The organism is Pseudomonas baltica, from assembly GCF_014235765.1.
GTDB classification, from domain to species: Bacteria; Pseudomonadota; Gammaproteobacteria; order Pseudomonadales; family Pseudomonadaceae; genus Aquipseudomonas; species Aquipseudomonas baltica.
This window is the reverse complement of sequence record NZ_JACMYH010000006.1, coordinates 1-12982: the sequence shown is the minus strand read 5'-3', so window position 1 is coordinate 12982 and position 12982 is coordinate 1. Positions and strand designations below refer to the sequence as shown.

The 12982-nt window shown below is 63.7% G+C and carries 14 protein-coding genes; 8 read left to right on the top strand and 6 right to left on the bottom strand.

What is annotated here, in order from left to right; all coding sequences use genetic code 11:
- Window position 1: 1 nt before the first annotated feature.
- Complete coding sequence (locus tag H7993_RS17365) at window positions 2–1321, top strand: bifunctional DedA family/phosphatase PAP2 family protein (protein WP_185795132.1); 1320 nt, start codon at window positions 2–4, stop codon at window positions 1319–1321.
- Between the two features lie 48 nt (window positions 1322–1369).
- Here the strand turns inward: H7993_RS17365 and H7993_RS17360 are convergent, their stop codons facing one another.
- Genes H7993_RS17360 through H7993_RS17350 form a run of 3 tightly spaced genes read right to left on the bottom strand, consistent with a single transcriptional unit; the run spans window position 1370 to window position 3050 of the window.
- On the bottom strand, window positions 1370–1960 hold the full coding sequence (locus tag H7993_RS17360) for an LON peptidase substrate-binding domain-containing protein (protein ID WP_185795131.1): 591 nt from the start codon (window positions 1958–1960) through the stop codon (window positions 1370–1372).
- Window positions 1961–1971: 11 nt separating this feature from the next.
- Window positions 1972–2688 carry an LrgB family protein gene (locus H7993_RS17355; RefSeq protein ID WP_185795130.1) on the bottom strand — a complete coding sequence of 239 codons (717 nt, stop codon included), beginning with the start codon at window positions 2686–2688 and terminating at the stop codon, window positions 1972–1974.
- A complete protein-coding gene (locus H7993_RS17350; RefSeq protein ID WP_122475553.1) occupies window positions 2685–3050 on the bottom strand; it encodes a CidA/LrgA family protein in 366 nt (121 codons plus the stop codon). The genes H7993_RS17355 and H7993_RS17350 overlap by 4 nt, the downstream gene beginning before the upstream one ends.
- Window positions 3051–3254: 204 nt before the next feature.
- Between H7993_RS17350 and H7993_RS17345 the strand changes: the two genes are divergently transcribed.
- Window positions 3255–4964: a C13 family peptidase gene (locus H7993_RS17345; RefSeq protein WP_185795129.1), complete on the top strand. Its 1710-nt coding sequence runs from the start codon at window positions 3255–3257 to the stop codon at window positions 4962–4964.
- Window positions 4965–5004: 40 nt separating this feature from the next.
- Window positions 5005–5646 (top strand): oxidoreductase, encoded by a 642-nt coding sequence (locus H7993_RS17340; RefSeq protein ID WP_122475557.1) that lies wholly within the window; start codon window positions 5005–5007, stop codon window positions 5644–5646.
- A gap of 15 nt (window positions 5647–5661) precedes the next feature.
- On the opposite strand, the gene ubiX is transcribed toward H7993_RS17340, so the two are convergent.
- Window positions 5662–6291: a flavin prenyltransferase UbiX gene (gene ubiX / locus H7993_RS17335; protein WP_122795472.1), complete on the bottom strand. Its 630-nt coding sequence runs from the start codon at window positions 6289–6291 to the stop codon at window positions 5662–5664.
- Window positions 6288–7637: a UDP-N-acetylmuramate:L-alanyl-gamma-D-glutamyl-meso-diaminopimelate ligase gene (gene mpl / locus H7993_RS17330; protein WP_185795128.1), complete on the bottom strand. Its 1350-nt coding sequence runs from the start codon at window positions 7635–7637 to the stop codon at window positions 6288–6290. Before mpl ends, ubiX begins: the two co-directional genes overlap by 4 nt.
- 186 nt (window positions 7638–7823) lie before the next feature.
- Between mpl and exaC the strand changes: the two genes are divergently transcribed.
- The 4 genes from exaC to ppa all read left to right on the top strand — a co-directional run bounded on the left by exaC (window position 7824) and on the right by ppa (window position 11770).
- Window positions 7824–9344, top strand: coding sequence for an acetaldehyde dehydrogenase ExaC (exaC, locus tag H7993_RS17325; RefSeq protein ID WP_122475563.1), 1521 nt, complete (start codon window positions 7824–7826; stop codon window positions 9342–9344).
- Window positions 9345–9530: 186 nt separating this feature from the next.
- A complete protein-coding gene (locus H7993_RS17320; protein ID WP_122475565.1) occupies window positions 9531–10178 on the top strand; it encodes a DedA family protein in 648 nt (215 codons plus the stop codon).
- 4 nt (window positions 10179–10182) lie between these two features.
- Complete coding sequence (locus H7993_RS17315; RefSeq protein WP_185795127.1) at window positions 10183–10974, top strand: M90 family metallopeptidase; 792 nt, start codon at window positions 10183–10185, stop codon at window positions 10972–10974.
- Between the two features lie 268 nt (window positions 10975–11242).
- Window positions 11243–11770, top strand: a complete 528-nt coding sequence (gene ppa / locus H7993_RS17310; protein ID WP_122475569.1) for an inorganic diphosphatase — start codon at window positions 11243–11245, stop codon at window positions 11768–11770.
- Between the two features lie 113 nt (window positions 11771–11883).
- Here ppa and H7993_RS17305 read toward each other — a convergent pair whose 3' ends face one another.
- Window positions 11884–12054, bottom strand: coding sequence for a hypothetical protein (locus H7993_RS17305; protein WP_185795126.1), 171 nt, complete (start codon window positions 12052–12054; stop codon window positions 11884–11886).
- 323 nt (window positions 12055–12377) lie between these two features.
- Here H7993_RS17305 and darT point away from each other — a divergent pair.
- The coding region (gene darT, locus H7993_RS17300; RefSeq protein WP_185795125.1) for a type II toxin-antitoxin system toxin DNA ADP-ribosyl transferase DarT at window positions 12378–12982 on the top strand (605 nt) is incomplete at its 3' end.

Below are 12982 nucleotides of genomic sequence, written 5' to 3'. Positions count from 1 at the left end.
CATGGGCGAATGGCTGGACAGTCTGACAGGCTGGCTGACGCTGCATCCACAGTGGCTGGGGGTGGCAATCTTCGCCATCGCCTGCATCGAATGCCTGGCGATCGCCGGCATCGTCGTACCCGGCACCGTGGTGTTGTTCGCTGTGGCCGTACTGGCCGGCAACGGTGCGTTGTCGCTCAGTGAGACACTGATGCTGGGCTATGCCGGCGGCCTTCTCGGCGACGCCATCTCGTACGCCCTGGGTCGACGGTTTCAACAGAGCATCCGTGGCCTGCCGCTGCTGCGCACGCACCCGCAATGGCTGGAAACCGCAGAAGGCTACTTCCATCGCTATGGCGTGGCGAGCCTTCTGATCGGGCGCTTCATCGGCCCGCTGCGGCCGATGCTGCCCATGGTCGCCGGCATGCTGGAAATGCCGTTGCCGCGCTTCATCCTGGTCAGCCTGGTGGCGGCCGCCGGTTGGTCGGTGGCCTATCTGCTGCCGGGCTGGGCGACGGGCGCCGCTTTCCGCCTGCCGCTGCCCGAGGACTTCTGGCCACAGGCCGGTATCGTTGCAGCCTGCATCGCCCTGCTGATGGGGCTCAGCTTGCATGCCACCTGGCGCGATCGCAGACGCGGCACGCTGCTCATTGCCCTCGCCTCGCTGATCATGCTAATTGCCCTGTTCTTCGGCTTCCCGCACCTGAGCGCGCTGGACAACGGCCTCAAGGCGCTGGTCCAGGAGCATCGCAGTGAGGCGGCGGAAACCTTCGTGGTGCTGGTCACGCGCATCGGTGATTTCCGCACCCAGTTCATGGTGGCCGGACTGCTCACCGCGCTGCTGCTGATCACCCGGCAATGGCGTCAGGCGCTGTTCGCCTGCGCGACCATGCTGATCACGGCGCTGCTCAACGGCTCGTTGAAACACCTGGTCGCCCGGCAGCGGCCCGACGTGCTGCTCGAACCGCTGACCACGTTCAGCATGCCCAGCGGGCATAGCTCGGCAGCCTTTGCCTTCTTTCTGAGCCTGGCCATACTCGCCGGGCGTCGGCAGACACCGCGCATGCGCCTGGTGTGGGTCATCCTGGCAAGCATTCCGGCGCTGTCGATTGCGTTGTCGCGGGTGTACCTGGGCGCGCATTGGCCGACCGACATCATTGCCGGCAGCATGCTGGCCTGCTTCGTCTGCGCTTCGTGCCTGGCGGCCGTGGAATATCGCCAGCCGCTGCCGGCGATGCCGTTGCGTGTCTGGTGGCTGGTGGTACCGGCGTGCGCGTTGCTGCTGGGCTTTTTTGCGGTGCACGGGCTGCCGTCGGCACTCGAAGGGTATCGCTACATGTAACCAGGCGCACCCGGCGCGCTGGGCCTGTTCGTCCCAGGCCTGTCCGTCTCAGACCAGGGCGTCGCCCTGCAGGCTGTCGAGCAGGGCCTGGATCGCCACCAGGCGCAGGCCTGGGTCGCTTTCGGCGAGCAGCTGTTCTTTCTCCTGCTCGGTGAACGGCAGCAGATAGGCCAACTGGTTGCCCAGCGACTGCTGGCCCTGAGCGCCGGCGGTCATGCCCAGCGCCGCCACCATCGGGTGCTCGGCCAAGGCCAGCAACAGTGCCTGCAGGTCGGCATGCGCATCGGCCAGCGGTCGGTCCGCCTGCTCTTCCAGCCAGTGCACGTCTGCCGTCAGCAATTGATCGCGTTGCACATGGGTGGCCTCGACACGGAAACGCCGAGCGCCCTGCACGCGGATACCCAGCAGACCGTTGTCTTGCTGCTGGAAATCGGTGATCAGCGCTTCGCAGCCGACTGCGGCGTGTTCGCTGGGTGCCTGGCCCACTTCGCGCCCTGCCATGATGCCGACCACGCCAAAGCCGGCGCCCTGCTTCATGCAACGCCCGATCATGTCCAGATAGCGCGCTTCGAATATCTGCAGATCCAGCACGCAACCGGGGAACAGCACGGTATTGAGGGGAAAGAGTGGCAATGTCATGGCTTGTGTCCTCACGCGAATACGCTGATGGCCAGGGGCAGAAAAACGGCGGTACCGACACCCATCAGACTCATGGCCAGCGCCGCGAAGGCGCCGGTTTCTTCACTTTCCTGCAACGCCAGCGAAGTGCCCACGGCATGCGCGTTGAGGCCCAATGCCATGCCCCGCGCCGCCGGGTGGTCGATGCCCAGCAAAGACAGCAGGCCGGGGCCGAAGATTCCGCCGATGACGCCGGTGATCAGCACGAACACGGCCGCCAGCGCCGCGACGCCGCCGATCTGCTCCGCCACCAGCATGGCGATCGGCGAGGTGACCGACTTGGGCGCCATGGTCATCAGAATCATGTGGTCGGCGCCCAAACCCCAACCCAGCAGCAGGCACAGCACGGTCGCGAACAAGCCGCCCAGGCCTAGGGTAATCAGGGTCGGCCAAAGCAGTTGGCGAATGCGCCGCAGGTTGAGAAACAGCGGCACCGCCAGGGCCACGGTCGCCGGGCCGAGCAGGATGCCGAGAATCTCGGTGCTCTTGCGGTATTCGGCGTAGCTGATCCCGCAGCCTACCAGCACCGCCACCAGCAGCAACATGGACAGCAGCACCGGTTGCAGGAAGACCCAGCGGGTTTTTTCGTAGCCGGCGAGCACCAACTGGTAGGCGCCCAGGGTGATGCCGATGCCGAACAGCGGATGGTGGATGACCGCCTGCAGGGTGCCTTGCCAGTCCAGCATCATGGTTGCACCGGGTGATCATGCCGACGCCTGCGAATCAACCGCTGCATCAACCAACCAACGAACACGGTAGAGACCGTGACGGAAATCACCAGCGAGCCGACGATGGCCCAGAAGTCATCGGCGATCTGCTGGGCATAGACCATCACGCCCACCGCAGGTGGCACCAGCAGCAGCGGCAGGTAGCGCAGCAGGCTGTTGGCCGCCAGGCCCAGGGGCTCGCCGACCTCGCCACGTACCATGAGGTAGATGAGCAGCAGCACCAGGCCGATGATCGGACCGGGCAACACGGGTAGCAACAGATGATTGAGGGCAGTGCCCAGCAGCTGGAACAGGACCAGCCAGGTCAAACCGCGTAGCAACATTGCAGGTCTCCTTCGCAAGCCAGGCATTATAAGCCCCCAAGGCATGCCCCAGGGTGATGCAAGATGGCGCACCCCCCATGATCGGACCCGGTAACGGTACACCCATCCGACAGTCATCCGGCTCTGGCCTTAAAAGCGCCCTGCATCTGTTGTGCACCCTGGCATCTGCGGCATACTCGGCGCCTCAATCGCCCGGACCCCGTCATGCGCCCTCTCGCCCCCCTCGCCCTTTCGTTGTTGATCGCCGCTTGCGGAGATGGCGAGCCACTGTCGCCGCCCGACGCGCGACTGCCCGATGGCGGTCGTTACCGCGGGGAGGTGGTCAATGGGCTGTTGCAGGGTCAGGGGCGTGTCGACTATCCCAATGGCAGCGGCTACGCCGGGCAGTTCAAGGACGGCCAGTGGCAGGGTCAGGGCCAGTGGCATGGGCGCAACGGCGAGGTCTACACCGGCGGCTTCGATCATGGCCTGTTCCATGGCCAAGGCACCCTGATCGCTCGCGGCACCACCTACACCGGCGGCTTCGTCAAGGGTCGGCGCCAGGGCGAAGGGACCTTCAAGGAAGCCGGCGTGGCGTACCGCGGCGGGTTCAAGGAAGACCAGTATTCGGGCGCCGGGCACATCGAACTCGACGACGGCAGCCAGTACCAGGGCTGGTTCGCCCACGGCAAGCCCAATGGCGAAGGCACCCGCAGCGATGCCGCAGGCAACCAGTTCAGCGGCACCTTCGTCAATGGCCTGCTCGAAGGGCACGGCACGTTCAGCAATGCCGACGGCGATCAGTACATCGGCAACTTCCACCTCAACCATCTGCATGGTCGCGGCCGCTACGAAAACGCCGCAGGCGATGTGTGGATCGGCACGTTCAAGGAAGGCGTGCTCAGCGGCAAGGGCGAGATGTTCGCCAGCGACGGCAGCCACTACAAGGGCGAGTTCGCCGATTGGCGCTTCAGTGGCAAGGGCTGGCTGGCGCTGGCCGACGGCAGCATCTACAGCGGCACCTTCGAGAACGACACCTACCAGGGCCAGGGCAGCCTGACCCTGAAGGACGGCAGCAGCCAGGTCGGCTATTGGCTCAATGGCCAGCGTATCCGTGATGCGCAAGGTCATCTGTTGCCCGATCCGCTGGAACTGGGGCTGCTCAATCAGGGGCAACTGCTGGAACAAGCGCTCGCGGCAATCCCGCAGTCCACTGCAGCGATCGAGCTTTACAGCCTGGCGCTGGCCGGCGACGGCAAGCAAAGCGTGTTCATGCGCGAAGCCGATTACGTCTCCGGCATGCTGGCCAGTCGTTTTGGCGCGGTCGGACAGATCACCCTGGCCAACCACCGCGATCATCTGGCCGATCGGCTGATGGCCAGCCGCGAGACCCTCAGCCGCAGCGTGCAGACGCTGGCCGCGCGCAGCGGCCCGGAAGACCTGGTGTTCATCTACCTGACCAGTCACGGCACCAGCGAACATGAACTGGTGCTCGATCAGCCACGCCTGCAGTTGGGCGACCTGCCGGCCGATGAACTCGCCGCAGTGCTGGCGCCGCTCAAGGGCCGCGACAAGGTGGTGGTCATCTCGGCTTGCTATTCGGGCGGATTCATCCCCGCGCTCAGGGACGAGAAAACCCTGATCATGACCGCTTCGCGGGCCGACCGGGTGTCTTTCGGCTGCTCCGAAGAAGCCGACTTCACCTATTTCGGCGACGCCTTGTTCGCCCAGGCCTTCAACCAGACGGACGACCTGCAGCAGGCTTTCGAACTTGCCAGCCGGCACGTTGCCGAACGGGAGATCGCCGATAATTACGAAGCCTCGCAGCCGCAGATCTGGGCGCCCAAAGGGGTCCTCGCGCATTGGCAGCGATTGCGCCAACAACAGGCCAAGCGGGCGCTGCTCGACGCCGCCGCGCCTGACAACAAGCAATAGGGCATCTGCTTCACGCTGCCTGTATCAAGGGAGACATTGCATGTACTTGACGCCGCAGCACATCCTTCTGGCCGGCGCCACCGGCCTGACCGGCGAGCATTTGCTCGACCGCCTGCTCGCCGAGCCGACCGTGCAACGGGTCCTGGCCCCCACCCGGCGCCCTCTGGCCGAGCACGCGCACCTGGACAACCCGGTGGGGCCACTGCTGGCCTTGCTGGCGGATCTGCAGGGCCCGGTGGACATCGCTTTCTCGTGCCTGGGCACGACCATCAAGCAGGCCGGTTCGCAGGAGGCGTTTCGCGAAGTCGACCACCAGCTCATCGTCGCCTATGCGCAGCGCGCCCGCGAACTGGGCGCACGCCACTTCCTGCTGATCAGCGCCATCGATGCCGACCCGCAATCCTCGGTGTTCTACAACCGCGTCAAGGGTGAGACCGAGCAGGCGCTGCGTGCCCAGGGCTGGCCGCAACTGACCATCGCCCGGCCGTCGGTGCTGATCGGCGACCGCGTCGAAGCACGCCTGGCCGAGCGCATTGCCGGACCTCTGTCGAAGCTGATTCCGGGCAAGTACCACGGCATCGAAGCGCTGCAACTGGCGCGCGCCCTGTGGCGCCTGGCGCTCGAAGAGCAGGACGGCGTGCGCGTGGTGGAATCGGACGAGCTGCGGCGCCTGGGCAAATAGCCCGCAGCCGGCGCGTCAGTCGTCGCTGCCGTGGTGGTGCTCACCCCAGCGCGGCAGCATGTCCTGAGGAATATCCAGCAGGTTGAGCACCCGCGCGACGACGAAGTCGATCAGGTCGTCGATGGTCTGCGGCTGGTGATAGAAGCCCGGCGCTGCCGGCAGGATCACCGCGCCCATCTGCGACAGCTTGAGCATGTTCTCCAGATGAATGGTCGAGAACGGTGCCTCCCGCGGCACCAGGATCAACTGCCGACGCTCCTTGAGCGTTACATCGGCAGCGCGCTCGATGAGGTTGTTGCAGGCGCCGCTGGCGATGGCCGACAGGGTGCCGGTCGAGCACGGCACCACCACCATGGCGCTGGGCGCGCCGGAGCCCGATGCCACCGGCGACATCCAGTCTTCCTTGCCATACACGCGGATCTGTCCGGCGGACGCCCCGGTGTACTCGTTGAGAAAGGCCTGCATGGCCTGGGGCTTGGCCGGCAAGCTGACGTCGGTTTCCGTGGCCAGCACCAGTTGCGCGGCCTTGGAGATGAGGAAATGCACCTCGCGGTCTTCGCGCACCAGGCAGTCGAGCAGGCGCAAGCCGTACTGCGCGCCCGACGCGCCGGTCATGGCCAGGGTGATCCGCTGCGGGCCGCTCACTTGAGGGCCTCCGCCAGTTTCAGATGCAGGCCGCCGAAACCGCCGTTGCTCATGATCACCACGTGGGTGCCTGGCCGTGCCTGGCTCTTGACCCGCTCGATGATGGCTTCCAGCGAATCGGCGACGATGGCCGGAACCGGGCACTGGGCAGCCGTGGCGGCCAGATCCCAGCCCAGGTTGGGCGGCGCATACCAGATGACCTGATCGGCATCGCGGACACTTTCGGGCAGACCGTCGCGGTGCGCGCCCAGCTTCATGGAGTTGGAGCGCGGCTCGATCACGGCGATCAACGCTGCATCGCCAATGCGCTTGCGCAAGCCGTCCAGGGTAGTGGCGATAGCCGTGGGGTGGTGGGCGAAGTCGTCATAGAGGGTAACGCCCTGCACTTCGGCCACCCACTCCATGCGCCGCTTGACGCTCTTGAACGCGCACAGCGCCTCGATACCCAACGGCGCGACCACGCCCACGTGGCGGGCAGCAGCCAGCGTTGCCAAGGCGTTGGCCACGTTATGCTGGCCGGTCAGCGGCCACTCCACGGCGCCCTGCACGACACCTTCGAAGGAAACCTCGAAGCGCGACCCATCCGCACTGAGCAGGTTTGCCTGCCACTGGCCGTTCTCCCCCGTGGTCTGTACCGGTGTCCAGCAACCCATTTCGATCACTCGGCCCAGTGCCGGCTCGGTGGTGGGGTGGATCACCAGGCCCTCGCTGGGCACGGTTCGAATCAGGTGGTGGAACTGGCGCTCGATGGCGGCCAGGTCAGGGAAGATGTCGGCGTGATCGAATTCCAGATTGTTGAGAATCGCCGTGCGCGGACGGTAGTGGACGAACTTGGAACGCTTGTCGAAGAACGCACTGTCGTACTCGTCTGCCTCGACCACGAAGAACGGCGTCTGCCCCAGGCGCGCCGAAACCGCGAAATTCTGCGGCACACCGCCGATCAGGAAGCCGGGCGCCATGCCCGCATGCTCCAGCACCCAGGCCAGCATGCTGCTGGTGGTGGTCTTGCCGTGGGTACCGGCCACGGCCAGCACCCAGCGCCCCTGCAGCACATGATCGGCCAGCCACTGCGGGCCGGACACGTAGGGCAAACCCTTGTTCAGTACATACTCGACCGCCGGGTTGCCGCGCGACAGGGCATTGCCGATCACCACCAGGTCGGGCGCAGGTTCCAGCTGGGCGGCGTCGTAACCCTGGGTCAGCTCGATGCCCTGAGCCTGCAGCTGGGTACTCATGGGCGGATAGACATTGGCGTCCGAACCGGTGACACGGTGCCCCAGTTCCTTGGCGAGCACTGCCAGGGAGCCCATGAAGGTGCCGCAGATACCGAGAATGTGAATGTGCATGATTGGCCTCGTAAAACGTCGGGGCAGGGTAGCGTAGGGTAGGAAAAATCGCATCCTTTGATTGGTGATCCTTCCTCTTCGGCCTGCTGTTTACAGGTGTTTCAAGGCGCCGTGCTCGCCTTTGTTCTACGCTTACCGGGCGCCACGGCGCGTCCTCCACAGAACCACAACAGCAGGAGACACCCCATGCGTTACGCACACCCGGGCACCGAAGGCGCCAAGGTCGAATTCAAGACCAAATACGGCAACTATATCGGCGGTGAATTCGTCGCGCCGGTGGACGGCAACTACTTCACCACCACCTCGCCGGTGAACGGCCAGCCCATCGCCGAATTCCCCCGCTCCAACGCCAAGGATATAGACAAGGCGCTGGACGCCGCCCACGCCGCCGCCGATGCCTGGGGCGCGACCTCGGTGCAGGCCCGCTCGCTGGTCCTGCTGAAGATCGCCGACCGTATCGAACAAAACCTGGAAACCCTGGCCATCACCGAAACCTGGGACAACGGCAAGGCCATCCGTGAAACCCTGAACGCCGACATCCCGCTGGCGGCCGATCACTTCCGCTACTTCGCCGGCTGTCTGCGTGCCCAGGAAGGCAGCGCTGCCGAGATCGACGGCAACACCGTGGCCTACCATATCCACGAACCGCTGGGCGTGGTCGGGCAGATCATCCCGTGGAACTTCCCGATCCTGATGGCGGCCTGGAAGCTCGCCCCGGCCCTGGCCGCAGGCAACTGCGTGGTGCTCAAGCCGGCCGAACAGACGCCCCTGGGCATCACCGTGCTGATGGAGCTGATCGGTGACCTGCTGCCGCCGGGCGTGCTCAACGTGGTCCAGGGATTCGGCAAGGAGGCAGGCGAGGCCCTGGCCACCAGCAAGCGCATCGCCAAGATCGCCTTCACCGGTTCGACGCCAGTGGGCTCGCACATCATGAAGTGCGCCGCCGAAAACATCATTCCCTCAACCGTGGAACTGGGCGGCAAATCGCCGAACATCTTTTTCGAAGACATCATGCAGGCCGAGCAGACCTTCATCGAAAAGGCCGCCGAAGGGTTGGTGCTGGCCTTTTTCAACCAGGGCGAAGTGTGCACCTGCCCTTCCCGCGCGCTGGTGCAGGAATCCATCTACCCGGCCTTCATGAAAGAAGTCATGAAGAAAGTCGAGCAGATCAAGCGCGGCGACCCGCTGGACACCGACACCATGGTCGGCGCCCAGGCGTCGGAGCAACAGTTCGACAAGATTCTGTCCTACCTGGAAATCGCCAAGAGCGAAGGCGCCGAGCTGCTGACCGGTGGCCAGGTGCAGAAACTCGAAGGTGCCCTGTCGACCGGCTATTACATCCAGCCGACCCTGCTCAAGGGCACCAACAAGATGCGTGTCTTCCAGGAAGAAATCTTCGGCCCAGTGGTCAGCATCACCACCTTCAAGGACGAAGCCGAAGCGCTGGCCATCGCCAATGACACTGAGTTCGGCCTGGGCGCCGGCGTCTGGACCCGCGACATCAACCGTGCCTGGCGCATGGGCCGCGGCATCAAGGCCGGGCGTGTCTGGACCAATTGCTACCACCTGTACCCGGCGCACGCCGCGTTTGGTGGCTACAAGAAATCCGGTGTGGGCCGCGAGACGCACAAGATGATGCTCGACCACTACCAGCAGACCAAGAACCTGCTGGTCAGCTACGACATCAACCCACTAGGCTTTTTCTGATCCAAACGGCGGCGCAGGGACGCTCCGGCGTCCGTCGCCTGCCGCTGCGAACACGGGATGTTGCGCACGCCCGGCGCGCGACCGTTCGTCGGTTTGCCCGGCGTGACGAGCCTGCCCAACAAACCTGCCTCACCCATCGGTATACTGCGCGGATTCTTCACGACCGGATCCGCACAGGTACCTCCCATGGAATTCAGCTTCATCGACCTCATCCTGCACCTGGATGTGTACCTCAACATGCTGGTGACCCAGTACGGCACTTGGGTCTACGCGATCCTGTTCCTGGTGATCTTCTGCGAAACCGGCCTGGTGGTGATGCCCTTCCTGCCCGGTGACTCGCTGCTGTTCATCGCCGGCGCGGTGGCCGCTGGTGGTGGTATGGACCCGTTCCTGCTCGCTGGCCTGTTGATGACCGCCGCCATCCTTGGCGACAGCACCAACTACATCGTCGGGCGTACCGTGGGTGACAAGCTGTTCAGCAACCCGGACTCGAAGATTTTCCGCCGCGATTACCTGGACCAGACTCACGCCTTCTATGCCCGCCACGGCGGCAAGACGGTAACCCTGGCGCGATTCCTGCCGATCCTGCGCACCTTCGCCCCGTTCGTAGCCGGTGTCGGCAAGATGCACTACCCGCGTTTCCTGGGCTTCAGTGTGCTGGGCACGGTGTTGTGGGTCGGTGGTCTGGTGACCCTGGGTTACTTCTTCGGCAACATGCCGTTCATCAAGCAGAACCTGACCCTGCTGATCGTCGCGATCATTCTGATTTCGCTGCTGCCGATGATCGTCGGCTTGCTGCGCAGCCGCACGGCCCGCACCGCACCGACGCGCTGAGCCCATGTGGTCGTACAAGGCCTGGCGGCGACAGCGGACCCTGAACCGCCACCGTATCGCTGAATCGCTGTGGCAGGCGGTGCGTGCCGACCTGCCGATACTCGACGGCCTCGATGCGCAGCAGGACCTCCGCCTGCGCGAGGCCTGCGTGCTGTTCCTGCAGGCCAAGACCTTGACCAGCCTGCCCGGCGTCGAACTCGACGACCGGGCGCGCCTGCACCTGGCGGCGCAGGCGCAACTGCCGTTGCTGCAGCTGGGCGATCTGGACTGGTACCAGGGTTTCCACGAGATCGTCTTGTACGCCGACGATTTCGTCAGCCCGCAGCGCTACCGCGACCCCAGCGGCGTGGAGCATCAATGGGACGGTGAACACAGCGGCGAGGCCTGGCAGCAGGGGCCGGTGATTCTCGCCTGGTCCGGTGTGGCAGCCAGCGGCGGCTGGGACGGCTACAACCTGGTCATCCACGAACTGGCGCACAAGCTCGACATGCTCAATGGCGACGCCAATGGGCTGCCGCCACTACATGGCGACATGCGCGTGAGCGACTGGGCCCGCACCATGCAGGACGCCTACGACGACCTCGATCGCCAGCTCGATGCCAATCCTGATGCGCAAACCGCCATCGACCCCTATGCCGCGGAAAATCCGGCGGAATTCTTCGCCGTCACCAGCGAGTATTTCTTCACCGCGCCGGATTTGCTGCACCAGGCCTACCCACAGGTCTACGAGCAGTTGCGCCTGTTCTACCGCCAGGATCCGCTCGAGCGGCTCTCGGCCCTCCCCCGACCTGCGTAACGCCGTGACGCGGCTTGCGCCGCTGCTACAGGGACCACGTTCATCCACGCCGCGTCGGCCGTCGACATCCAATCCCATTCCCCAACGCCGTGCTTGATGGCAAAACCATTCCCTGTAGCAGCGGCGCAAGCCGCGTCGGCGGGCGCCGCATGATGTCATGCGGCCCATGGCGCGTATGGCATGCGCCCCTGCAATGTGCCTATAATCGCGCCCACATTTTCGGCCTGCATGGCCTTCAGACTGGCCCAAACCACGGGGGCAACGCCCAATGAGCTACAGCAAGATTCCGGCTGGCAAAGACCTGCCGAACGACATCTACGTCGCCATCGAGATTCCGGCCAACCACGCGCCGATCAAATACGAAATCGACAAGGACAGCGACACGCTGTTCGTCGACCGTTTCATGGCCACGCCGATGTTCTACCCGGCCAACTATGGCTTTATCCCCAACACCCTGGCCGACGACGGCGACCCCCTCGACGTGCTGGTCGTCACGCCTTACCCGGTCACGCCCGGTGCGGTCATCCGCGCCCGTCCGGTCGGCATCCTGCACATGACCGACGACGGCGGCGGCGACGCCAAAGTCATCGCCGTACCGCACGACAAGCTGTCGCAGCTGTATGTCGACGTCAAGGAATACACCGATCTGCCGCCGCTGCTGCTGGAACAGATCAAGCACTTCTTCGAGAACTACAAGGATCTCGAAAAAGGCAAATGGGTGAAGATCGAAGGCTGGGGCAACGCAGACGCCGCCCGCGCCGAAATCACCAAGTCGGTCGCCGCGTTCAAGGGCTGAGCCGTCGCTGTACGAAAAACCCCGGCCATGGCCGGGGTTTTTCATGGGCGCTGCAAAGGTATCGGGCGAAAAGAGATTTGCACAGGCGAGCGGCCCTGCGTATTCTTTGGCCCTCACCAGCCCAGGCTGGTCATCAGTTGCAGGCGGTTGCGGCTTACCAAAAGTAAGGCAAGATCGTCGACGAGAAGCCGGCCATAAGCCGGCTTTTTAATGCCCCGAGAAAAGCCCGTGTCCCAGTGAGGGCCATCACGCCACGCTTCCACACCCTGCATGGCCACGAACATCGGTTTCAATCCCGAGACGCAAATTGCGAGCGTTGCGCTCCGGGCGGCTTGCCAAATGCAGTGTTTTCATCTCGACGTCTCACTTCGCCGCCCAAGCGATCGAACCCGTCGAAGCTATCAACCAGAACGTCATAACTATAAAGGCCGCCATCGCCCATATCGTCAAAACACCTGACCAGCAGAATGCCATCCCATCAACGTTGGCTATGCTGGCCGAATCTTCACGATTTTGTTTCTAGTGCCTACGCCAGGGCACTCTGCAAAACAAAAACGTGGGGCAGGTGTTACTGTACGGATTGGGGTAAATCAGAGATTTTTCTTGAATGATTTATAGCAATCTGAATCCTGAGAAGGCATTGATCTGGCGTATCGTTCACCGCGATAACCTGCCTTGGATTCTGGACAACGGTCTGCATTGCGCCAGTTCGGACGTGCAGTCGCAGCATCATGTGGACATTGGCAACCCTGACCTGATCGATAAACGCCGATCCCGCCGTGTGCCCATCACGCCGAAAGGTTTTCTGGCCGACTACGTACCCTTCTATTTCACCCCCTTCTCTGTGATGATGAAAAACATTCACTCTGGGTGGAGTGTTCAACAGCGCGGCAACGACGAGATCGTAATTCTGGTCTCCAGCCTGTACCGCGTCGAACAGCTTGGCCTACCTTTCGTCTTCACAAACGCCCATGCCTACCCGGACTGGACAAACTATTACAGTGATCTGGCAAGCCTAGGCGAGATCGACTGGCCTATTCTTCAAAGGCGCGATTTCAAGCGCGACCCTGACGACCCTAGAAAGATGGAGCGTTACCAGGCCGAAGCGCTGATTCACCGTCACCTACCGATTACAGGACTCCTTGGCATCATGTGCTACACCGATGCAATGAAAGAACGAACGCAGCACGACGTGGCCGCTAGAGGTCTGAC